General features: G+C 60.3%; 20 protein-coding genes, 4 tRNA genes and 1 pseudogene. 13 read left to right on the forward strand and 12 right to left on the reverse strand.

The genetic code is table 11. The annotated features are described in order from the left end of the window. Positions 1–179 precede the first annotated feature (179 nt). Both HX807_RS31960 and HX807_RS31965 read left to right on the forward strand, forming a co-directional pair. Positions 180–404, forward strand: a pseudogene (locus tag HX807_RS31960) (HAMP domain-containing protein); the annotation flags it as partial. Positions 405–422: 18 nt separating this feature from the next. Then, positions 423–1,265 (forward strand): methyl-accepting chemotaxis protein, encoded by an 843-nt coding sequence (locus HX807_RS31965; protein WP_371132479.1) that lies wholly within the window; start codon positions 423–425, stop codon positions 1,263–1,265. A 36-nt stretch (positions 1,266–1,301) separates the two neighbouring features. Here HX807_RS31965 and HX807_RS16875 read toward each other — a convergent pair whose 3' ends face one another. Together HX807_RS16875 and HX807_RS16880 are read right to left on the reverse strand one after the other, a co-directional pair. After that, positions 1,302–2,114, reverse strand: coding sequence for an alpha/beta fold hydrolase (locus HX807_RS16875; protein WP_102606303.1), 813 nt, complete (start codon positions 2,112–2,114; stop codon positions 1,302–1,304). Positions 2,115–2,236: 122 nt separating this feature from the next. Beyond that, on the reverse strand, positions 2,237–2,995 hold the full coding sequence (locus HX807_RS16880) for a hypothetical protein (protein WP_003217193.1): 759 nt from the start codon (positions 2,993–2,995) through the stop codon (positions 2,237–2,239). A gap of 370 nt (positions 2,996–3,365) precedes the next feature. Between HX807_RS16880 and HX807_RS16885 the strand changes: the two genes are divergently transcribed. The 4 genes from HX807_RS16885 to HX807_RS16900 all read left to right on the forward strand — a co-directional run bounded on the left by HX807_RS16885 (position 3,366) and on the right by HX807_RS16900 (position 3,779). Then, positions 3,366–3,441 (forward strand) — tRNA-Glu (locus HX807_RS16885). Between the two features lie 3 nt (positions 3,442–3,444). Next, positions 3,445–3,520, forward strand: a tRNA-Gly gene (locus tag HX807_RS16890). Positions 3,521–3,624: 104 nt separating this feature from the next. Beyond that, positions 3,625–3,700, forward strand: a tRNA-Glu gene (locus HX807_RS16895). A 3-nt stretch (positions 3,701–3,703) separates the two neighbouring features. Continuing rightward, positions 3,704–3,779, forward strand: a tRNA-Gly gene (locus HX807_RS16900). A 99-nt stretch (positions 3,780–3,878) separates the two neighbouring features. On the opposite strand, the gene HX807_RS16905 is transcribed toward HX807_RS16900, so the two are convergent. From HX807_RS16905 to HX807_RS16935, 7 genes are all read right to left on the reverse strand, one after another. Beyond that, positions 3,879–4,424 (reverse strand): hypothetical protein, encoded by a 546-nt coding sequence (locus HX807_RS16905; RefSeq protein WP_177050511.1) that lies wholly within the window; start codon positions 4,422–4,424, stop codon positions 3,879–3,881. Further along, a complete protein-coding gene (locus tag HX807_RS16910) occupies positions 4,421–4,747 on the reverse strand; it encodes a hypothetical protein (RefSeq protein ID WP_102606452.1) in 327 nt (108 codons plus the stop codon). Before HX807_RS16910 ends, HX807_RS16905 begins: the two co-directional genes overlap by 4 nt. Positions 4,748–4,863: 116 nt before the next feature. Further along, positions 4,864–6,081, reverse strand: a complete 1,218-nt coding sequence (locus tag HX807_RS16915) for a phospholipase D-like domain-containing protein (protein ID WP_177050512.1) — start codon at positions 6,079–6,081, stop codon at positions 4,864–4,866. 56 nt (positions 6,082–6,137) lie between these two features. After that, entirely contained in the window at positions 6,138–6,785 is a 648-nt protein-coding gene (locus tag HX807_RS16920) for a MotA/TolQ/ExbB proton channel family protein (protein WP_003217203.1), read from the reverse strand. 17 nt (positions 6,786–6,802) lie between these two features. Further along, a complete protein-coding gene (locus HX807_RS16925; protein ID WP_008431274.1) occupies positions 6,803–9,085 on the reverse strand; it encodes a TonB-dependent receptor in 2,283 nt (760 codons plus the stop codon). A 24-nt stretch (positions 9,086–9,109) separates the two neighbouring features. Further along, positions 9,110–9,841 carry an energy transducer TonB gene (locus HX807_RS16930; RefSeq protein WP_177050513.1) on the reverse strand — a complete coding sequence of 244 codons (732 nt, stop codon included), beginning with the start codon at positions 9,839–9,841 and terminating at the stop codon, positions 9,110–9,112. A gap of 2 nt (positions 9,842–9,843) precedes the next feature. Beyond that, a complete protein-coding gene (locus tag HX807_RS16935; protein WP_003217209.1) occupies positions 9,844–10,251 on the reverse strand; it encodes a biopolymer transporter ExbD in 408 nt (135 codons plus the stop codon). A gap of 189 nt (positions 10,252–10,440) precedes the next feature. Between HX807_RS16935 and HX807_RS16940 the strand changes: the two genes are divergently transcribed. Then, entirely contained in the window at positions 10,441–10,995 is a 555-nt protein-coding gene (locus HX807_RS16940) for a GNAT family N-acetyltransferase (protein WP_177050514.1), read from the forward strand. Continuing rightward, positions 10,995–12,563 (forward strand): alkaline phosphatase, encoded by a 1,569-nt coding sequence (locus HX807_RS16945; RefSeq protein ID WP_177050515.1) that lies wholly within the window; start codon positions 10,995–10,997, stop codon positions 12,561–12,563. The genes HX807_RS16940 and HX807_RS16945 overlap by 1 nt, the downstream gene beginning before the upstream one ends. On the opposite strand, the gene HX807_RS16950 is transcribed toward HX807_RS16945, so the two are convergent. Beyond that, complete coding sequence (locus HX807_RS16950) at positions 12,564–13,190, reverse strand: hypothetical protein (RefSeq protein ID WP_003217215.1); 627 nt, start codon at positions 13,188–13,190, stop codon at positions 12,564–12,566. Positions 13,191–13,281: 91 nt separating this feature from the next. Here HX807_RS16950 and HX807_RS16955 point away from each other — a divergent pair, with 91 nt between their 5' ends. Further along, positions 13,282–14,214, forward strand: coding sequence for a LysR family transcriptional regulator (locus HX807_RS16955; RefSeq protein ID WP_003217218.1), 933 nt, complete (start codon positions 13,282–13,284; stop codon positions 14,212–14,214). Between the two features lie 142 nt (positions 14,215–14,356). Here the strand turns inward: HX807_RS16955 and HX807_RS16960 are convergent, their stop codons facing one another. Together HX807_RS16960 and HX807_RS16965 are read right to left on the reverse strand one after the other, a co-directional pair. Beyond that, complete coding sequence (locus HX807_RS16960) at positions 14,357–14,764, reverse strand: PA2817 family protein (protein WP_003217220.1); 408 nt, start codon at positions 14,762–14,764, stop codon at positions 14,357–14,359. A 231-nt stretch (positions 14,765–14,995) separates the two neighbouring features. Beyond that, complete coding sequence (locus tag HX807_RS16965) at positions 14,996–17,443, reverse strand: acyl-CoA dehydrogenase (protein WP_177050516.1); 2,448 nt, start codon at positions 17,441–17,443, stop codon at positions 14,996–14,998. A gap of 192 nt (positions 17,444–17,635) precedes the next feature. Between HX807_RS16965 and HX807_RS16970 the strand changes: the two genes are divergently transcribed. From HX807_RS16970 to HX807_RS16985, 4 genes are all read left to right on the forward strand, one after another. After that, positions 17,636–18,295, forward strand: coding sequence for a transglutaminase family protein (locus HX807_RS16970; protein WP_102369633.1), 660 nt, complete (start codon positions 17,636–17,638; stop codon positions 18,293–18,295). Between the two features lie 57 nt (positions 18,296–18,352). Continuing rightward, positions 18,353–18,976 carry a glutathione S-transferase family protein gene (locus HX807_RS16975; protein WP_102369632.1) on the forward strand — a complete coding sequence of 208 codons (624 nt, stop codon included), beginning with the start codon at positions 18,353–18,355 and terminating at the stop codon, positions 18,974–18,976. Positions 18,977–19,111: 135 nt separating this feature from the next. Continuing rightward, positions 19,112–20,044, forward strand: coding sequence for an ABC transporter ATP-binding protein (locus tag HX807_RS16980; protein ID WP_003217227.1), 933 nt, complete (start codon positions 19,112–19,114; stop codon positions 20,042–20,044). Further along, positions 20,041–20,820, forward strand: a complete 780-nt coding sequence (locus HX807_RS16985) for an ABC transporter permease (protein ID WP_003217229.1) — start codon at positions 20,041–20,043, stop codon at positions 20,818–20,820. Before HX807_RS16980 ends, HX807_RS16985 begins: the two co-directional genes overlap by 4 nt. The last annotated feature ends 143 nt before the right edge of the window (positions 20,821–20,963 follow it).

The raw sequence follows: 20,963 nt of genomic DNA on the forward strand, positions 1-20,963 counted from the left end.
ATCCTGGCTACCAAACCGTGCTTAACGAAGTGTCCGGGCATATCGCGGCCTTCAGCGAAAAACTCGGCGAATACACCGGGCTGCTGGCCCAGGAAAAAGTCGTCTACAAGCAGTTGCACGAGCGTGCAGCCGAAGTGGTCACCCGGGTCAATCAGGCCTACGACGCAGAAGACCTGTCGATGCAGGCGCAGTTGAAGAAAAGCGCGTTGCTGATCATCGGTTCTTCGGCGTTGGCGTTATTGGTCGGGCTGATTGCCGCGTGGATCATTACCCGTTTGATCGTTGCACCGTTGCGCAGCGTGATTGCAGTGGCCCAGCAGATTGCCGCCGGTGATCTCAGTGGCCGCATGGAAGTCAGTCGCCGGGACGAGATGGGCCAGTTGATGCTCGCGATGCAACAGATGAGCAGCGGCCTGAGCAGCATGGTCAGCGGGTTGCAGGCGGGTATCGAGCAACTGGCCAGCTCGGCCCATTCGCTGTCCAGCGTCACCGAGCAGACCAATATCGAGGTCAGCAGCCAGAAGGAAGAAACCGAGCAGGTGGCCACGGCCATGAACCAGATGACCGCCACCGTGCACGATGTGGCGCGCAACGCCGAAGAAGCGGCCCAGGCGGCGCAGACGGCGGATGACAAGGTCGACAGCGGCCAGCAGGTGGTGCGTCAGAGCTTGCAGCGTATCGAGTTGCTGGCCAGCTCCGCGACCTCCGCCAGTACCAGCATCGAAAGCCTGAGCGCGGAGATCCAGACTATCGGTACCGTCCTTGAGGTGATCAAGAGCGTGGCCGAGCAAACCAACCTGCTGGCGCTGAATGCGGCCATCGAGGCGGCGCGGGCGGGCGAGCAGGGCCGCGGTTTTGCCGTGGTGGCCGACGAGGTGCGGGCGCTGGCCAAGCGCACCCAGCAATCGACCGAGGAAATCGAACGGTTGGTCAGTACCTTGCGCAGCGCTGCGCAGGCTTCGGTGCAGCAGATCAGGCAGAGCGGCGAACTGGTCAAGCTGGCGGTCAGTGATGCCCTGGAAACCGAAAGCGCCCTGGGCAGCATCGCGGCGGCGGTGTCGTTGATCCAGCAGATGAACCAGCAGATTGCCGCAGCGGCCGAAGAGCAAAGCTCGGTGGCCGAGGAAATCAACCGCAGCGTCACCAGCATCCGTGCGAGTGCCGATCAATCGGCGTTGAGCATGCAGGGCAATGCAGCGTCGAGCATCGAGCTGGCGCAGTTGGGTACGGAGCTTAAGGGGATGGTCGGGCACTTCCGCCTTTGATCACCGCAGGCCTGCGGTGATCAAAGGGCAGGGCGGTCAGGCGTTGTTGGCCAGGAAGGTCAGCAGCGCTTCGTTGACGAAATCGGGGTTTTCCCGGCTGGAGATATGCCCGGCGTGCGGAATCAACGTCAGCGCGCAGCCGATCAAGGCCGCCATTTCTTCTGATTCGGCCGGTGGGCGTGGCTTGTCCTGCTCGCCACACATCACCAGGGTGGTGTCGGTGTCGAGGCGCGCCAGTTGTTCCAGCACATCCGCGCGGCTGAAGATAATCCGGCCCAGGGGCACGATGCTGTGCACCAGGCGCTCCTTGGGGAAGGCCTGCAGTGCGTTGCGGAAATCCTGGTACAAGGCCGACTCCCGGTCGATACCGGGACGGAAGAAGATCGGCGCCACCACATCCAGCAGCGGTTCCGGAATGGCGCCGGCATCTTCGATCATCTTGAACAGCGAAAAGTAGTATTGGCGAGTGGCTTCCGGCTCGGCGCCCAGGTGCGTGTCCATCAGCACCAGGCTGTTGACCCGCTCGGGAGCCAGCAGCGCCAGGCGTGCGCCCCACATGCCGCCGACCGACAAGCCCACGAGGTTGACCTGGGCAATGTCCAGGTGATCCAGCAGCGCCAGGTGCTGGCGTGCGAGGTCGTCCAGGGATGCAGTGTTTGCAGGCAGTGCGCCGGACTCGCCGTGGCCCCAAAGCTCGGGGACGATCACCCGGTACTGTTGCGACAGCGCTTCGATCTGCGGCGCCCACATCTGGCTGTCCCACAGGTAGCTGGAACCGAGGAGAACGGCCGGGCCGGTGCCCTGGTCGAGGTAATGCAGCGGTTGTCCATCGATGAGCACGACAGGCATGGCGAAGCCCTTTTCGTTAACGGAGTGAGGGGGCCTTTTTTACGCTATTCGAGGGGAAGGGGATAGGTGCAGAGTGATGGCATGTGGCGAGCGGGTTTGCCGCCCACCACAATGGCAGGGGATCAGTCGTAGATGGCTTTCTTCTTCCAGTCGGCGTCCGCATCCACCACTTTCAAGCCTTCGGTCAATTCGTTGACCTCGTCTTCAGCCGGTTCAAGGTTGGACAGCACCATGGAGTTGGCGCGCGCCAGCTGTTTCTCGAGCAATTGCAGCTGCTGGCTGTACACCACCGGCTCAGGCTGCTTGCGCAGGTACTGCACGCCGCGTTCGAACGCCAGGCGAGCCTGGCCCGGCTGGCCTTGTTGCAGCGCGTGCTGGCCCAGGTTGTTGAAGAACTCGATGTGCAGCAGCACCAGGATATGGCGGATTTCCTTGATCCAGTGCTTGGCTTCATTGGTCGGCAGGAAACCGTCCTGGGCCGCTCGGGTCACCTGGCCATGCAGTGCTTCGAGCAGGAAACGTACATCCTTGGCCTTGGCTTCGGTCTGGATCGGGCCTGGCGGGTTGTTCACCGGAATCGATTCGCCCTGGGCCACCAGTGCGTTGAGTTCAGTGATGCGTGCCTTGAGCGACGCATTGGACTTGTCGAGGTTCAGCAGGCGCTGGTTGACGTTGAGCTCCAGGCGGGTCAGCAGCAACTTGAGTCGCGGCGTCATCAACTGGCCAGGGAAGGTCTCGGTGATTTCGCCGCAGCGGCGCAGCCGGTCATTGAGTTCGATCCGGGTCCGGTTCTTTTCCAGCTTATTGTTTTCCACCACGTGGTTCATGTAGCCAATGGCGATCAGTATTACGATCCCGGCTATTACCAGCAGGGTGATCATGAGTGGTGTCACCGGTGTGACCTCTTTATGGGGTTTGCATTGAAGTGTAGTGACTGGTGCAGTGACCGGATAGGACTGAGCGACCAGTTGCGTCAGTAGTTTCTTCTATATAGCGGGGCAGTCCCTGCGTAGATGCACATTGCCATCATTTGCTGTGGCGAACTATAGCGCCTTGTGGAACGCCAGAATATAGGCGCCAAAGCCTGGACGGCGAGAAACCCTTGCAACCCCCGTAAACCACGGCGAAGTCATTGATTTAAATAAATTTATCCTTGGGGGTTGACGACCTCCCAATCCATCCATAGAATGCGCGCCACTTACAGCGTAAAGCACACAGCGAAACGCGGTAGGGAGTGAATGTTGTACGTGTGTCCCCTTCGTCTAGTGGCCTAGGACACCGCCCTTTCACGGCGGTAACAGGGGTTCGAGTCCCCTAGGGGACGCCATATGCGGGAATAGCTCAGTTGGTAGAGCACGACCTTGCCAAGGTCGGGGTCGCGAGTTCGAGTCTCGTTTCCCGCTCCAAATTTAAGCAGTGTTGCCCTCGGGCGGCACTGAGTGAAACCAGGGCGTAATCTTCGGATTTAATCTCTGGGCACTGAAATACACACCATGTGTTTCAGTAGCGTGTCCCCTTCGTCTAGTGGCCTAGGACACCGCCCTTTCACGGCGGTAACAGGGGTTCGAGTCCCCTAGGGGACGCCATTTGCGGGAATAGCTCAGTTGGTAGAGCACGACCTTGCCAAGGTCGGGGTCGCGAGTTCGAGTCTCGTTTCCCGCTCCATATTTAACGAAAACGCCGATCAGCAATGATCGGCGTTTTTGTTTGTGGGTTTTTTGTGAGCCGGAGTGCAATGCCTCGGCCCACGTTGCGTTTGTACCGCTAGAAATTATCCATCGCATGGCACATCGATAGCCTTCCCGATGGCGTCGGTTCAATCGGACTCCATCGTTCGGCACCTTTCGGCAGCTCAGCAAGCTCGAATGAGCAACTCCCGGACATTGATGCTCGCACCATGTAGTCCATGCTGGGCTTGGGGATAAAGGTCATGGTGTTGAAACATTGCCGGCCATATTGCGGCAACCCAAGGTAATGAAAGGCAATGGGCGTGTTCGCCGGAATCACCTGTTCGGACGACACCGCACCGTCCCAGGTGTAAATCGGCCCCGGCATCCCCAGGCTTGCGCCATTGCGGTCGGCGAAGCCGGATTTGGCGGACACCATCACGCCTGCTCCGGGAACATTCCAGTCCAGACAATCGCGCCCGGGCACTGCGCGCACCATGCCGTCGCTGATAATGCGCAAGCGCGCCGTCTCGGCAGACGGTGGCGCTGTATAGGCGGTGTTGAGGGAGCGGACGTTATATACCTGGCCACAGCCGCTGAGGAGCAACAGGAACAGGGCGGGAATGACACGTAAAGTGCTCATGGCTGGCGGCAGTTCTGGCTGACCGACAGATGCGGCGCGGGCTCATGGCTGACCATCTGCAAGCCATCGGCGCCCTGGAAGATAAAATATGTACTGCGACAATCCTTGAACGTCTGCGAGTAACCCTCAGCCCGGAATCCCTGCCCGTCGATCTTCCTGGTCACCGTATTGTCACGGCTGACCACGGCGAGTACCTGCTCATAGCTGTCGCCCATCTTCACCCCCGGCACCCCGGTGGAGGTCATGGAATTGGCACAACCTGCCAGCCCGATGGCCGCCCAAACCAGCGCCGTACCGTACAGTCCATTGCGTGTGGTGTTCATCCCTGCTCTCCATCCATGAGGTGTGCAGGGTTGGTCAGCGCAACGGCGGAAAAGTGCAACATTCATATCTGGCAATGTGACATTGCCCGCAAATCATGGGATTTGCAGGCAACGGCTCACGGCTTGCCCGGATGCGGCTCCGGGTACTCGCTTGTCACGTCCAATGCCTTGGCATACGGCCCGTCCCACAGTTGCTCGTGTAAATCTCCCACACGCTTGGCCATCGCCTCACTGCGCATCACCACTTCCAGGTTGCGCGAGTTATCGAAATAACCGCCCAGCCAGTTACTGGTCCCTACCCACGCCACTTGCCCGTCGATTTCCATGGTCTTGCTGTGGATCACCCGCGCATAAGGAATAAATCCTTGCCTGGCCTCGGGCAGCGTGACGATCTTGACCTCGACATTCGGCAGCACCGCCAGGCTTTTCAGGTACGGCAATTCCAGTGCTTCGGTGTTCCAGTTGGATACCATCAACTTGATCGAGACCCCGCGCGCTGCCGCTGCACGCACTGCATTGTCGATCATCGCGTAGTAAGGCCGGGTTCTGTCAGGTCCATAGGACAGCGGCGCGTAGTCCAGCAGTTGTACGCGCACTTCCTTTTTCGCCTCGCCCAGCAGACGTGGCAGTTCCAGCTGCGAATCACCCACACCCGGCGGGTTGTAGCGCTGGGGGCTGGCTACCAGGTAGTTGCCGGTGCGTGCCGGTGTGGCGCCTGTGGCGGGCAGGGCAACAGGCTGGTTGTCGGCCAACGCAGCCTGGGCCTGCCAGTCCTGTTCAAAAATGGCCTGGGTCTGGGCGACGACGTTTGCATCACTGATCAACAGCCCGGTTTCGTGGATATGCTCCAGCGAACGCCAGTCGAAGTTCTGGCTGCCGATAAACGCCTGCTTGCCATCCACTACCATGTACTTGGCGTGGATGATCCCGCCACTCAGCTTGCCATAGGGCAGGATGCGGAAGGTCACGTTGGGAATGGCTTTCAGGCGCTCCAGGGTCGAGGCTTCCGACAGCCGCACGCCTTTTTCTTCCAGCAGGAAGCGAATTTTCACCCCGCGTTTGCCGGCGGCTTCCAGGTGTTCAATCACCTTGTCCATCACCGAGCCAGGATGGTCGGCCGCGTAGAACTGGCCGATGTCGATGCGGCTTTTCGCGCCGTCGAACAGCTGGATCCACACGGGGCCGGGCTGGCGCAGATCGGCGGTGCCAAGTTGGGTGTCCACTGGCACGGTGTGTACCAACTCAAATCCCGGAATTGAAAAGTCCGCCTGGGCAAGCGGACTGAGGAGCAGGCCTGCAAGGCCGGCGATACGTAATTTCAGCGATATGGACATAGGCGTCTCATCGGGCAAAAAAAGGGCGGGCGCATGATGCGCCCGCCCCGGGAAGGTCACGCAGTGCGGGTGTGCAGCGGGGTCGGTACCAGGTGTGGCACTTCACCCTGCACGCGGGCACCGGTTGCCGCGCGGATCAGCAGGATTTTCAGCTGGTCGTTGATGCGCTCCAGGCTGTCCTGGAAGAAGTTGTGGAACACCACGCAGAACAGCGCGATGGCGATACCCAAACCCGTGGCGAACAGGGCCGTACCGATACCACCGGAAATCTGGCCCGGGTCGGACACACCGGCACTGGCCAGCGCCTTGAAGGTGTCGATGATGCCGAGGATGGTCCCCAACAGGCCGAGCAGCGGCGCGGCGGTGGTGATGGTTTCGATGATCCACAGGCTGCGCGACAGCGGCGCGCGGGTCTTGAGGTACTGGGTTTCGATCTCGTCGTCCAGGTCCTTGCGCGAACCATGGGACGCCTTCTGCGCCAGGATCGGCAGCACCATGCTCAGCGGCAGGCTGTCACGGCGAGTCAGGTTTTCCGGCAGGTCGCGTTCGCTGTGCACATTGGCGCCCAGCACTTCGGTCAATGCACGGGCCTGGCGGCGCACGTAGGCGAAGTAGATGCCACGTTCGATGGTGATGAAGATTGCAATCGCCAGTGCGGCGTACATCACATAAAAGGTGATTTGGTGAAGCAGGTTCATGTCCATGATGCTGAGCCTCGCAGTTAGAAATTGGCTTCCAGGGAAACGGTGACGGTGCGGTCAAGCCCAACGATGTAGGCCGGGTCGCCATCGCGGAAACCGCTGTAGCTCGCCGAGTTGGTCTTGGTGGTGTACACGCCGTCCAGGTACTTCTTGTCGAACAGGTTGTCGACGTTCAGGCGCAGGGTTGCGTCCTTGACGACTTTCTTGTCCACCGGCAGGTAGATACCGGCGCCGAGGTTGAAGATGGTGCGGGCGGAGATGGCTTCGTCGTTGGTCAGGTCGCCATAGAGCTTGCTGGTGAACTTGCCGCCGAAGGTGCCGTAGAAGCGCCCGTCGTCATAGCCGATGTTGGCCGCCAGCATGTTGGTCGGCACGTTGGCGAACTGCTTGCCGCTGGTGGGCAGCACGATCGGCTTGCCGGCGCTGTAGACGGTCAGGTCGTCCTGCTGCTTGGAGCTGGTGTAGGTGTAGGAGGTGTAGTAGTTGAAGTTGTGCGGCAGCTTGCCGCTCCACTCCAGTTCCAGGCCTTTGTTGATGACGGTGCCGGCGTTGATGTCGGCGGAATCACCGTTGCTGTCCAGGGAGGTGAGCTGGCGATTCTTGAACTGCATGTAGAACAGGGTCGCGGCGAGGGTGCTGTCTTCGCCGGTGTAGCGCCAGCCCAGTTCCTGGTTCCAGCTGAGTTCCGGCTTGGAGTCGAGGGAGCCGACGCCTTTGTCGTACAGCACGTAGTTCTGTGGAATACGCATGTTGCGCGACAGGCTGTAGAACAACTGGTCACGCTCGTCGAGCTGGTATTTCAGGCCGGCGTTGGGCAGCAGTTTGTTGTAGGTCTGGCTGGCCTTGCCGGGTTGCTCGGTGAGGCTGCCGTGGTTGGTGCCGTCACGCTCGACGTTCATGTAGGCAATGCCCGCGATCAACGTCCAGTCCGAGTTGATGTACCAGGTGTCCTGGGTCCAGACCTTTTGCGCCGGCGTCACGGTGTAGCGGTCGCGACCCTGTACGGTGTTGCCGTTGGCGTCGACCACGGAGTTGCCGTCGGGCCAGGTATCGCTTGGCTTGCCGTTGTTCTTGAGGGCAATGAACGGTTGGGTCTGGCTTTGGCGGGCGCGTTCATACCAGTAGCCGAATTGCAGGCTGTGGTCGCCCAGGTCCCAGTTCAGCTTGGTGGTGATGCCCGGGCGCCAGGTCTGGGTGCGCGAAGGGCGGTAGTAGACGCCGGTGGTCGCGGAACCGTCGGCGTTGTATTGAGCCTGTGTCGGCAGGTTGCCGAGGTCGAAAACGCCGCCCTTGTTCGAGCCACTGTTCAGCGCATAGGCCGAGGAGCCCACGCCGCTGCCGTTGCCGTAGTAGTAATACGGGATCACCGAGAGGGACAGGTTGTCGCTCAGCTTGTACTGGGTGTTGAGCACGGCGGTAAAGGTCTGGAACGGGTTCTGCGCCAGGTCGTAGTAGCTGCTGACCTTGCCGTTGGCGCCCACCGCCGGTGTCGCCGGGTACGGGTCGTACTTGCGGCCGTACTGCTGGAACTGTGCCTTGGTCAACTGGCTGTAACTGTTGTTGTCCTGCTCGTGGTACTTGAGGATCAGGTTGGCGGTGTTGCCGTTGCCGGCGTCGAAGAAGCTGTTCCACTCCACCTTGTCCGCACGTACGGCACCCGAGCCGCGCCACATCTGGCCTTCGGTGTGGGAGGCCGACAGCCAGTTGCTCAGGCCGTTGACTTCACCGGTATTGAGGCGGGCGAAGGTCTTGCGGGTGGCGTTGCTGCCGACCACTTGCTTGACGAAGGCACCGGTTTCCTTGGTGGGGCGAATGGTCACGATGCCGATGTTGCCGCCGCTGGAACCGATGTGCGGGCCGTCGGCTTCCGACGAGCCCTGGGTGACGAAAATCTGGTCGATGTTTTCCGGGTCGCCCAACAGGTTGGAGTACAACGCGTAGTTGCCGGAGTCGTTGATCGGCATGCCGTCCACCGACATACCGACCTGGTCGGAGTTCATGCCGCGCATGGTGAAGCGGAAGCCCGAGAGGCCGGTGTTGTCTTCACTGGAGATGTTCAGGCCCGGGGTGTACTTGAGCTTGTCGATGGCGTTGCCAGTGGCCGTCTGTTTGTCCAATGCTTCCTTGGTGATGGTCGAGCGGCCCTTGGCGCTCTCTTCCTGGACCATGTAACCGCCCCCAGCGGTTGCCTTGCCCTGTACCCCAATAGTCCCGACGTCACTGTCGCTGGTATCTGCCATGACCACTCCATGGGTCATGCTCGTCGCGGCAACGAGTGCCAGATGAATCCGGGTGAACTTCATCACTGTCGTCCTGGTGGTGTGTGCTTATTGCACGCTGTAGTTGAAGGTGGCGGTGAAGCGCTGCTCGTTACGTCCACCGAAGGCTTGTTCGGGGAACGGTTTCACCTGCTTGATACGGCGCAGGCTGTTGGTGGCGGCCCGGTTGAGCAGCATGCTCGGCGCCGGGGTCTGGATCCCGGAGTCGAGGACGCGGCCTTGGCGGTCCACCATTAACCAGACCACCACCTCGCCACTCGGGCGTTCAAGGGACGCCTGGCGCCCGGTGGGGTATTGCTTGTAGCTGTCCAACTCGTTGCGCAAGCCCTTGAGGTAGCCGCCTTCCAGTGCCTGGCCGTCGACTTTCGGCGGCGCCGGTGGCGCAGCGGGTGCTGGCGTGGGAGCGGCTTGCACCGGCTTGGCGGCCACCGGAGCTGGCGCAGGCACAGGCGTTGGCTTGGCGACCACGGGCTTGGGCACCGGTTTTGGCTTGGGCTCAGGCTTTGGCAGTGGTTTGGGGATCGGCTTGGGGGGCGGAGGCGGAGGGGCAGGTTCGGCCTCCTCGTCTTCGATCACCGGCGGCGGTGGCGGCGGTTCTTCCACCACGGGCTCGGGGACCACTTCCGGCTCGGGCTCGACCAGCGCGAGTTCAACCGCCGACTCGTCGTACTGCGGCTGGATCTTCAGGGGTTGGGACTGGATACCCAGTGCAATCAGCACCAGGGCGATCAGGGCCGGGACACTGCCCAGCAGCCGACGCGCACGAAACAAGGCATACATGATCAGGACTTTTTCGTGGCGATGGAGACAGAGGTAAAGCCACCCAGGCGCAGGGTGTCCATCACCTCGACCAGGCGCGACACTTCCACGCCTTTGTCGCTGTTGACGATGATCGTCGACTTGGTGTCTGGCTTCTCGCCGGCCTTGAGTGCAGGCACCAGCGCGTCGACGGTCAGGTCCTTGCCATCGAGCTGCAGCTGACCTTCCAGGCCCAGGGTCAGGATGAATTTATTTTGCGGCTTGAGCTGCTGTGAACTGCTGGCGCTCGGCAGCTGAGTCTTCATGCCCAGGGCCGGAATCACGTTCAAACTCACCAGTACAAAAAACACCAACAGGAACATCATCACGTCGATCATCGGGATCAGTTCGATGTGTGCCTTGCGTTTTTTGGGTTCATCCCAAGTTCTCATTCCGCTACCCCGCAGTTGATTAGGGGCGACACGCTAGCAACCAAAAATGACCGAATGGTTAACTTTAATTTAAGCTTTTAAGGCTCTAGGACGCGTCTTACAGACGACTCGTAGGTCTATTTATCTACGTAATGAAACTGACACGACGCGGGTACATTCTTGGAGAATTTATTTCGCGAGTCCCCCTGCATGAGCATTGCACTGCCGCATTTATCCACCCCGCGACTGCTGTTGAAGCCTCTGCAAAAGGAGCAGGCCGAGACGTTGTCGGTGCTGGCCAACGATCCCGATATTGCGAACAACACGGCTGCGATTCCATCGCCATACACCTTGGAAACCGCACACGCCTTTATTGATGGCCAGGCAGAGAATTACCGCTCGGGGCATTCACTGGGGCTGGGGATTCATCTGCGGGAAACTGACGAATTGATCGGCGTGATCAGTCTCAGATTATCTGCTGCTCATCGAAGTGGGCATCTCGGGTATTGGGTGGCCGCCCATTCTCGAAGCCAGGGTTATGCCGCCGAAGCAGCGGCGCAGATCATGGCGTTTGGGTTCAGCGAATTGGCGCTGCAGCGTGTGGGCAGCCAGTGCTTTGCTCGTAACAAAGGGTCCGCTCGGGTCATGGAAAAAATTGGCTTGGGTTACGAAGGGTGCATGAAGGGCGCCTTCCTCAAGAATGGGGTGCACGAGGACATGTTGTTGTATGGCCTGGTGCGTGCCGATTGGAAGGAGCGCAGTTGATGAGTGTGAATCACGATCGCCGTCGCGTACTGGGCGGGCTTGCAGTTGCCACGGCGTTTTCGATCCTCAGCCCGTTTGCCCGTAGTGCAGGCATCGACTATCCCTTCACCCTCGGTGTGGCGTCAGGCGATCCATTGCCCGATGGTTTCGTGATCTGGACGCGCCTCGCGCCGCTGTTCAATGCCGCCGACGGTCGGGGTGGCCTGAACCGAGCGGTGCCGGTGCGCTGGAAGGTGGCCCGCGATGCAGCGATGACGCACGTTGTGCGCCAGGGCGAGGTGATGGCCAGCGAGCGTTTCGCCCATTCGGTGCATGTGGAAGTGAGCGGGTTGGAGGCGGGTCGACCTTACTGGTACCAGTTCGAGGGCCTCGGTGCGCAAAGCCCGGTGGGCCAGTCGCGCACAGCGCCGGCGGTGCATGCCATGGCATCGGCGCAGTTGGGTTTTGTCTCCTGCTCCCATTGGGAGCGAGGCTACTTCAGCGCCTATCGGCATTTGGCCGCCGAGCAGCCTGACCTGGTGTTTTTCCTCGGGGATTACATCTATGACAGTTCCTACGCGGCTGATTCCGGCAAGATCATTCGCCCCCACGGCAGCGGCAATGCGTTGAATCTGGTGGATTACCGCAACCGCTACGCCCTGTACAAGACCGATCCGGATTTGCAGGCACTGCATGCTGCGGCGCCCAGTGTGGTCACCTGGGACGATCACGAAGTGCAAAACGACTATGCCAGCCAGTGGTCCCAGGACCCGAACATCCCGGTGACGAGTTTTCTCAAGCAGCGGGCGGCGGCCTACCAGGCCTTCTATGAGCACATGCCGCTGCGGGCCAGCAGCCTGCCGCGCGGGCCGGACATGCGCCTCTATCGGCGTTTGGACTACGGCCGGCTGGCGCGTTTCCATGTGCTGGATGGGCGTCAGTACCGCTCCGAGCAGCCATGCATCCTGGCCAATGGCAGCCACAAGGGACATGTAGCCGCGAACACCTGTGCTGACCTGCGCGATCCCCGTCGCACCATGCTCGGCTGGGAGCAGGAGGCTTGGCTGGATCAGGGTTTTGCCGAGTCCCGGGCACAATGGAACGTGATCGCCCAGGACCTGTTGGTCGCGCCGCTCACGCAACGTGACCTGACCAACCACAAGCCCGGCCGCTGGACAGATGGCTGGGATGGTTACATGGCCAACCGTGAGCGGATGCTTGCGTCGATGGTGCGCAGAAAGGTGAATAACCCGGTGTTCTGGGGCGGCGATATTCACTCGTTCTGGACGACGGACCTGCACGCTGACGCAGGGAATCCGGATTCGCCCGTGGTCGCGACCGAGTTTGTCGGCACGTCGGTGACGTCTGACGGGCCGCCATTTGATGCGTTCAGTGCGATCCTGCCCCTCAATCCCCATGTGAAGTTTTTCGACAGCCGCCAGCGCGGCTATGTGTCGGTGGCGCTTGAGGAGAGGAATATGCTGACGAACTTCCGGGTGATTTCCGATCCCCGGGATCCGAACGCCAGCGTCTCGACCCTCAAGTCGTTTGTGGTGGAACCGGGCAGGGCGGGGGCGATTGCGGTTTAGTCAGTTCAGGGTATAGCGCACCGACAATGCACCCTTTTTCTCGGAGAGGGCCAGGATCGTCACCTGGCCCACGTCCCCCAATGCCTGCACATGCGTGCCGCCGCAGGCATAGGCCGGCAGGTCGCCAAAACCCACTTGCCGCGTACCGTCATCCAGGGCCATATGGCGCGGCAGGTTGGCGGCGATCCATTGGTCGACTTGCCGCTGGATCGCCTCGGCGTCCATGGCCTGTGCCGAGGTGCCGCGAATAAAGGTGATCTTGCCTTCGCCCGGCCAGTGATGAGCCTTGATCGGCATCCAGCCCAGGGTTTCACCGGCATTGCCGATCAGATGCCCGGCCGAGTGCAGGCGCGTGTGCAAGGTGCGGCGGTCTTCATCGACGCGTGCCTGTATCACCCCGGGAGCCACGGGGCGGTCTACGTAATGCACGACATGATCGCCTTCCTGCACCACCTTCAACACCTGGCTTGCCCCGAGCCAGCCGGTGTCGCAGGGCTGGCCGCCACCTTGTGGATGGAAGATTGTGGACTGCAGGATTACCGCAAACTGGTTATCAAAAGGTGTGCATCCCAGCACTTCAAGTTCGGCATTCAGGTGGTCATGGGTAAAAAACAGGCGCTGGGTCATCATTTATATCCGCATCAGGGTTTCTAACCGGCAGTATAAGAAGTGCGCCAATGGGTGATAATCCGTTCAAATCTCAATGGACTTGTGCGTCATGAGCATCAATCTTCCCTTACCGCTGCTGGGCGAAATGGCGATTTTCGTCAAGGTGGTGGAAACCGGCAGCTTCTCCGAGGCTGCGCGCCAACTGGGAGCATCACCGTCCTCCGTGAGCCGCAGCATCTCACGCCTGGAAAAGGCCCTGGCGACTCGCCTGTTGCAACGCACCACGCGCAAATTGCGCCTCAGCGAAGGCGGCGAAGAGGTGTTCAAGCGCTGCCAGGAAATGGTCAGTGCTGCGCGGTCGGTGATGGAAATCAGCGGCCAATACACCCATGAAGCCGAAGGGCTGGTGCGGGTCAGCGTGCCCAAGGCGGTAGGGCGTTTTGTGGTGCATCCGCATATGCCGGAGTTTTTGCGGCGTTATCCCAAGGTCGACGTGCAGTTGATCCTGGAGGACCGGCATGTGGACCTGATTGATGACAATGTCGACCTGAGTATCCGCATCACCGACAGCCCGCCGCCGGGGTTGGTGGGGCGCCAGTTGCTGCCGATCGAGCATTTGATCTGCGCCACGCCGCGGTACCTGGCGGAGCACGGTACGCCGCAGCATCCCCATGATTTGCTGGAGCACAGTTGCATCTACCTGGGTGAGACGCCGGGGGATGCGCGCTGGAAGTTTCGTCAGGGCAGCAAGGCGGTGACGGTGGGCGTGCGCGGGCGGTATGCGGCCAATCACACAGGCGTGCGGCTGGATGCGGTATTGCAACATGTGGGGATTGGCAGCTTGCCGTATTTCACGGCGCGGCATGCGCTGGAGGCGGGGGAGGTGGTGCAGGTGTTGCCGGGGTGGGATTTCATTGCGTCGTACCACGGGGATGCGTGGTTACTGCATTCGCCGACGCGGTACCTGCCGCCGAAGTTGCGGGTGTTTATTGATTATCTGGTGGAGTGCATGGCCAAAGAGCCGACGCTGAAGAAACGGTAGGAATACAGTTTAAATGTGGGAGCGGGCTTGCTCGCGAATGCGGTGGTTCAGTCACCTAAAATATTGACTGAACCACCGCATTCGCGAGCAAGTCGAACCGTCGCACCGCCGCTCCCACATTTGATCTGCGTGAGCCCTGAGATCAGTGCTTGGGCTGGTCATTGGACATGGCCAACAACTGCTTTTCCTGGTTCCAGTCGAACGGTTCGTCGTTCTGTTCAGCTTCGAAGCGACGTTCTTCCAGGGCCTGGTACAGGTCCAGCTCGTCGTCGGGCATGAAGTGCAGGCAGTCGCCACCGAAGAACCACAGCAGGTCGCGCGGTACCAGGTGAGCAATTTGCGGGTAGCGCAGGATGACCTGGCTCATCATGTCCTGGCCCAGGTACTGGCTTTCGATCGGGTCGATGGGCAGCAAGGCGCGCAGTTCATCGAAGCGCTCCAGGAACAGGAGGTGGCTTTCCTCGGGAACCTGTTCGGCTTCGCCGACGGCAACCAGGATGCTGCGCAGGTGGTCGAGCAAGACGAGATGATCGGCAACGACGTTGGACACGAGATAAGTCCTCAAGAGCAAAACGGGCGCGAGAGTATATAGCTCGGTGCCTTGCCTCACAAATACGATTCCTTTTGACGAGTGGCTGTTGTTGTCAGGCAAGGCGCCGCGACGAGTCATAGCTTGCTATGGCGAGGAGCGGCAACGCAGCATGACGACAACAGACGCCGTCAAAAGGGATCAGTATTTGTGAGGCAGGGCACTCTACCCGTTTTTATATGACCGCTGGGATCAGCGGACTTTTCCCTCAGCCTGGCTCAGTTCTTCCTTGCTGAAATCATCCACGTCGATCACCTTGCGCCGCGCCGCTTCAGCGTCACGCAGGGTCTGCGCCTCGGCCGGTTGCAGCACGCCGGCATGCAGCGCGGCATCGATGGCGTGTTCGCCCGCGGTCGGTTTGACCTGGCCGCTCTTGAGGCCTTCGTGGAGTTTTTTCTGCAACGGATGGCTGTCGGCCAACAGGTCGTAGGCGTGTTGCAGGGCGCCCACCGGATCTTCTGCGGACTGTGGGCGATAGCAGCCCGCCAGCACCGCTTCCAGGGTCGGGTCACCCTTGGCGCGACCGAGCACTGCGGCCACTTCGGCATCCAGCGCATCGGACGGGCCTTTATGACGGCGGCCGAACGGGAACACGATCACCCGCAACAGACAACCCAACACCTTGCTCGGGAAGTTGGTCAGCAGTTCATCCAGTGCACGCTCGGAGTGGCCAAGGCTCTCTTCCATGGCCCAGGCGAACAGCGGTTCCAGGTGGTCTGGCGAATCCAGGTCGTGATAACGCTTGAGTGCAGCCGATGCCAGGTACATGTGGCTCAGCACATCACCAAGACGTGCCGACAGGCGTTCGCGTCGTTTCAACTCGCCGCCCAGCAGCATCATGCTCAGGTCCGCCAGCATCGCAAACGCCGCGGCCTGACGGTTGAGTGCGCGGAAATAGCCCTGGCTCAGGCTGTTGCCCGGAGCCTTTTCGAAGTGACCGAAACCGAGGTTCAACACCAGGGTGCTGGCGGCGTTGCTTACGGCAAAGCCGATGTGCTGCAGCAGCAGGCCGTCGAATTCCTTCAGCGCCTGGTCATGGTCTTCGCGACCGGCCAGGGCCATTTCCTTGAGGACGAACGGATGGCAGCGAATTGCGCCCTGGCCGAAGATCATCAGGTTGCGCGAGAGGATATTCGCGCCTTCCACGGTGATGAAGATCGGCGCGCCTTGCCAGCTGCGGCCCAGGTAGTTGTTGGGGCCCATGATGATGCCCTTGCCGCCGTGCACGTCCATCGCGTGGCTGATGCATTCGCGGCCGCGTTCGGTCAGGTGGTACTTGAGGATCGCCGACAGTACCGAGGGTTTCTCCCCCAGGTCGACCGCGTTGGCGGTGAGCATCCGCGCGCTGTCCATCAGCCACGCGTTGCCGCCGATGCGGGCCAGGGCTTCCTGGATGCCTTCAAAGGCCGCCAGCGGTACGTTGAACTGCTCACGCACCTGGGCGTACTGGCCGGTCACCAGGCTGGTGAACTTGGCCGCGCCCGTTCCGACGGCAGGCAGGGAAATCGAACGGCCTACCGACAGGCAGTTCATCAGCATCATCCAGCCCTTGCCGAGCATTTCCTGGCCACCGATCAGGAATTCCAGCGGAATGAAAACATCCTTGCCGGAGTTGGGGCCGTTCATGAACGCGGCGCCCAGTGGCAGGTGACGGCGGCCAATTTCAACACCCGGGGTGTCGGTGGGGATCAGCGCGAGGCTGATGCCCAGGTCTTCTTTGTCGCCCAGCAGATGATCCGGGTCATGGGCCTTGAAGGCCAGGCCGAGCAACGTCGCTACCGGGCCGAGGGTGATGTAGCGTTTTTCCCAGTTCAGGCGCAGGCCGAGGGTTTCCTTGCCTTCCCATTCGCCTTTGCAGATCACCCCGGTGTCGGGCATGGAGCCAGCATCGGAACCGGCCAGTGGGCCGGTCAGGGCAAAGCACGGGATATCGTCGCCACGGGCCAGGCGTGGCAGGTAATGGTTGCGTTGTTCATCGGTGCCGTAGTGCAGCAGCAATTCGGCCGGGCCCAGGGAGTTGGGGACCATGACCGTGGAGGCGAGGTCGCCGCTGCGGGTCGCCAGCTTCATCGCGACCTGGGAGTGGGCATAGGCGGAGAAGCCTTTGCCGCCGAACTCCTTGGGGATGATCAGGGCAAAAAAGCCATGCTGCTTGATGTGTTCCCAGGCAGCGGGTGGCAAGTCCATGGCCTGGCCGATTTCCCAGTCGGTGACCATGGCGCACAGTTCTTCGGTAGGGCCGTCGATGAAGGCTTGTTCTTCTTCAGTCAGTTGCGCCTTGGGATAGGCCAGCAGCTTGTCCCAGTCGGGGCGGCCGCTGAACAGCTCGCCATCCCACCACACGGTGCCGGCGTCGATGGCGTCGCGCTCGGTCTCGGACATCGGCGGCAGGACTTTCTGGAACCAGTTGAACAGCGGCGCGGTGAAGTACTTGCGGCGCAGGTCCGGCAGCAGCAGCGGGGCGGCTACCACGGCGATCAGCATCCAGAAGATCAGCAGCAACCAGCCTGGTGCGTGGCTGAAGGCGCCCATCGCCAACAGGTAGACGGCGACCACGCCGATGGCGGGCAGGGGCGCGATGCGCCGGTGCGCCAGGTAGGCAATGCCCACCACCAGAACCAGTATCCACAACAACAGCATATTCAATCCTCCGTGAAACCAGGTGCGAAATCACCTCAGAGCTTAGTCGGCATCCGAACAAGCGGGGTGACGAGGGTGTTACGTGGTGTGCCGGCAATGATCAGCACCAGGCGCCGACATTTGGCCGAATCGTCGTTATCCCAGGTGCATGCCTGTGGTTAGACTCAGGGCTTGCTCTCTGAGATTAACCTCATGAATGCGTACTTGAATCCCGGCCGCTTCATCGATAGTGACCACCCTGCGGTGGTGGAGTTCGCCGAAAAACATCGCGGTTCGAGTGCCGCACTTCGTGACCAGGCAGTCAGTCTTTACTACGCTGTGCGCGAGGCGGTGCGCTATAACCCCTATACCTTCAGTCGCGACCCGCAAACCCTCAGCGCGAGCTTCGCACTGGCGGCCGGCGAGAGTTATTGCGTGCCCAAGGCAACATTGCTGGCGGCGTGCGCAAGGCACTGCGGGATCCCGGCGCGCATCGGCCTGGCCGACGTGCGTAACCACCTCTCGACGCCCCGTTTGATCGAGCTGCTCAGAAGTGACGTATTTGCCATGCATGGCTATACCGAGTTGTATCTGGACGGCCGTTGGGTCAAGGCCACGCCGGCGTTCAATCAGCAACTGTGCGAACTGTTCGATGTGCCGCCGCTGGATTTCGATGGCATTCATGACAGTGTTTTCCACGCCTTCAACCGCAAGGGCCAGCGCTCCATGGAGTACGTGGTGGACCATGGGCAATTTGCCGAGGTGCCCGAGGAATTTTTCTTCGCCCACATCCAGAAATGTTACCCGCACCTGTTTGGCGAGCAGATGCCGATCCTGCTGGGGGACATGCAGAGTGATTTAAGCCGGACGTGATCCGGCGTATGCTGCCCCGGCATTTATCCAACCATCTTTTTCAAAATCGGGGCGGTCATGCTGAAAATCTGGGGTCGTAAAAATTCGTCAAATGTCAGGAAAGCACTGTGGTGCGCCGAGGAGCTCGGCCTGGACTATGAGGCAATTGATGCGGGTGGGGCTTTTGGTGTGGTCGACACGCCGCAATACCGCGCGCGGAACCCCAATGGCCGGGTGCCGATGATTGAAGATGGCGATTTTGTGCTGTGGGAATCCAACACCATCGTGCGCTACCTGGCCGCCAAACATGCGCCGGATTCGAACTGGTACCCCAGCGAGCTGCAAGCCCGGGCCAACGCGGAAAAGTGGATGGACTGGACCACCTCGACCCTGGCCGAACCGTTCAAGACCGTGTTCTGGGGCGTGCTGCGAACCCCGGCTGAAAAACAGAACTGGGACACCATCAACGCCGGTCGCCAGGCCTGCATCGACGTTTTGCAGACGGTGGATCAGGCCTTGGCCACGCAACCTTACCTCTCCGGCAGCGAGATCGGCATGGGTGATATTCCCTTGGGCAGCTTCATTTATGCCTGGTTCGAAATGCCCATCGAACGCCCGTCGATGCCTAACCTGGAAGCCTGGTACCAGCGGCTGCGCCAGCGCCCGGCCTATCAGAAATCGGTCATGACCGCGTTGACCTGATACCGACTATTAATACGGGTTACTGTACTTGTGCGGCGCGGACAAGCACCATGCTTGTCACGCGCAGCCTTTGTATTCCGTGCGGTCTGCCCTCATGTAACAATTCTATTCCTCTTCTTTGGTGCGTAATCCGATATGAGTTCCGCTCTGTCCATCCGGCAGCTAACCAAAACCTACGGCAACGGTTTCCAGGCCCTGAGTGGTATCGATCTGGACGTCGCCGAAGGTGATTTCTTCGCCTTGCTCGGCCCCAATGGCGCCGGCAAATCCACCACCATCGGGATTCTCTCGACCCTGGTCAACAAGACCACCGGTACGGTGAACATCTTTGGCAACGACCTGGACAAATCCCCGGCGGCGCTCAAGCGCAGCATCGGCGTGGTGCCCCAGGAGTTCAACTTCAACCAGTTTGAAAAGACCTTCGACATCGTCGTGACCCAGGCCGGTTACTACGGCATCCCGCCGAAGATCGCCAAGGAACGCGCCGAGCAATACCTCACGCAACTGGGCTTGTGGGACAAGCGCGACGTGCCTTCGCGTTCCCTGTCCGGGGGCATGAAGCGCCGCTTGATGATCGCTCGCGCCCTGGTTCACGAACCGCGCCTGCTGATCCTCGACGAGCCGACGGCGGGCGTGGACATCGAGCTGCGTCGTTCGATGTGGACGTTTCTCACCGAGCTGAACCAGAAAGGCATCACCATCATCCTCACCACGCACTACCTGGAAGAAGCTGAGCAGCTGTGCCGCAACATCGGCATCATCGACCACGGCACCATTGTCGAAAACACCAGCATGCGTAATTTGCTGAGCCAGTTGCACGTCGAGACCTTCCTGCTCGACCTGAAAAACGACATGACGGTTGCGCCCCAGTTGATCGGCTACCCGAATCGCCTGGTGGACAGCCACACCCTGGAAGTCCAGGTGGACAAAGCCGTGGGCATCACCGCGCTGTTTGGCCAACTGGCTACCCAGAACATCGAGGTGCTGAGCCTGCGTAACAAAACCAATCGCCTTGAGGAGTTGTTTGTGTCCCTGGTGGAGAAAAATCTGGCGAAGGTGGCGGTATGAGTTCGGAACTGCAACCCAACCTTGTCGCGCTGCAGACCATCGTTTATCGCGAAGTGAAGCGCTTTACCCGGATCTGGCCGCAGACCTTGCTGCCGCCGGCGATCACCATGGTTTTGTACTTCGTGATCTTCGGTAACCTGATTGGTCGGCAGATTGGTGATATGGGTGGATTCACCTATATGGAGTACATCGTGCCGGGGTTGATCATGATGTCGGTGATTACCAACTCCTACGGCAACGTGGTGTCGAGCTTTTTTGGCAGCAAGTTCCAGCGGTCCATCGAGGAATTGATGGTGTCGCCGGTGTCGCCTCATACGATTTTGATCGGCTACACCCTGGGCGGTGTGCTGCGCGGGTTGATGGTTGGGGTGATTGTGACGTTGCTGTCGCTGTTCTTTACCCATTTGCAGGTGCATCACCTCGGGATCACCCTGTTGGTGGTGGTGCTGACGGCGACTATCTTTTCGTTGCTGGGGTTCATCAATGCGGTGTTTGCGCGCAACTTTGATGATATTTCGATTATTCCGACGTTTGTTCTTACGCCGCTGACGTATCTGGGTGGGGTGTTTTATTCGATCACCTTGCTGCCGCCGTTCTGGCAGACGGTGTCGTTGGCTAACCCGGTGTTGCATATGGTTAACGCGTTTCGCTATGGGATCCTGGGCGTTTCGGATATCAAGATCAGTGTAGCGATCACGTTTATGCTGGTGGCGACTGTGGTGCTGTACGTGGGGTGTGCGCGGTTGCTGGTGAGTGGGCGTGGGATGCGCACCTAAGCGTTGAGATGTGATGAGAAACGGCCTCCAGATGAGGCCGTTTTTTTTGGCGATTGGTTTGAGTACATATCCGTTTTTTCGGTAACGGCCACCTATGGTTCCGCTCTTACAGCGGCTCACTTTGGAAAAGCCCCAAAGTAAGC

This window comes from Pseudomonas sp. D8002, assembly GCF_013385695.1.
Lineage (GTDB): Bacteria > Pseudomonadota > Gammaproteobacteria > Pseudomonadales > Pseudomonadaceae > Aquipseudomonas.

Bases quoted from the DNA above. Each gene is read 5' to 3' on its own strand.
- HX807_RS31965 (WP_371132479.1), top strand. From the start codon at position 423: ATGGTCAGCGGGTTGCAGGCGGGTATCGAGCAACTGGCCAGCTCGGCC.
- HX807_RS16875 (WP_102606303.1), bottom strand. From the start codon at position 2,114: ATGCCTGTCGTGCTCATCGATGGACAACCGCTGCATTACCTCGACCAG.
- HX807_RS16880 (WP_003217193.1), bottom strand. From the start codon at position 2,995: ATGATCACCCTGCTGGTAATAGCCGGGATCGTAATACTGATCGCCATT.
- HX807_RS16905 (WP_177050511.1), bottom strand. From the start codon at position 4,424: ATGAGCACTTTACGTGTCATTCCCGCCCTGTTCCTGTTGCTCCTCAGC.
- HX807_RS16910 (WP_102606452.1), bottom strand. From the start codon at position 4,747: ATGAACACCACACGCAATGGACTGTACGGTACGGCGCTGGTTTGGGCG.
- HX807_RS16915 (WP_177050512.1), bottom strand. From the start codon at position 6,081: ATGTCCATATCGCTGAAATTACGTATCGCCGGCCTTGCAGGCCTGCTC.
- HX807_RS16920 (WP_003217203.1), bottom strand. From the start codon at position 6,785: ATGGACATGAACCTGCTTCACCAAATCACCTTTTATGTGATGTACGCC.
- HX807_RS16925 (WP_008431274.1), bottom strand. From the start codon at position 9,085: ATGAAGTTCACCCGGATTCATCTGGCACTCGTTGCCGCGACGAGCATG.
- HX807_RS16930 (WP_177050513.1), bottom strand. From the start codon at position 9,841: ATGTATGCCTTGTTTCGTGCGCGTCGGCTGCTGGGCAGTGTCCCGGCC.
- HX807_RS16935 (WP_003217209.1), bottom strand. From the start codon at position 10,251: ATGAGAACTTGGGATGAACCCAAAAAACGCAAGGCACACATCGAACTG.
- HX807_RS16940 (WP_177050514.1), top strand. From the start codon at position 10,441: ATGAGCATTGCACTGCCGCATTTATCCACCCCGCGACTGCTGTTGAAG.
- HX807_RS16945 (WP_177050515.1), top strand. From the start codon at position 10,995: ATGAGTGTGAATCACGATCGCCGTCGCGTACTGGGCGGGCTTGCAGTT.
- HX807_RS16950 (WP_003217215.1), bottom strand. From the start codon at position 13,190: ATGACCCAGCGCCTGTTTTTTACCCATGACCACCTGAATGCCGAACTT.
- HX807_RS16955 (WP_003217218.1), top strand. From the start codon at position 13,282: ATGAGCATCAATCTTCCCTTACCGCTGCTGGGCGAAATGGCGATTTTC.
- HX807_RS16965 (WP_177050516.1), bottom strand. From the start codon at position 17,443: ATGCTGTTGTTGTGGATACTGGTTCTGGTGGTGGGCATTGCCTACCTG.
- HX807_RS16970 (WP_102369633.1), top strand. From the start codon at position 17,636: ATGAATGCGTACTTGAATCCCGGCCGCTTCATCGATAGTGACCACCCT.
- HX807_RS16975 (WP_102369632.1), top strand. From the start codon at position 18,353: ATGCTGAAAATCTGGGGTCGTAAAAATTCGTCAAATGTCAGGAAAGCA.
- HX807_RS16980 (WP_003217227.1), top strand. From the start codon at position 19,112: ATGAGTTCCGCTCTGTCCATCCGGCAGCTAACCAAAACCTACGGCAAC.
- HX807_RS16985 (WP_003217229.1), top strand. From the start codon at position 20,041: ATGAGTTCGGAACTGCAACCCAACCTTGTCGCGCTGCAGACCATCGTT.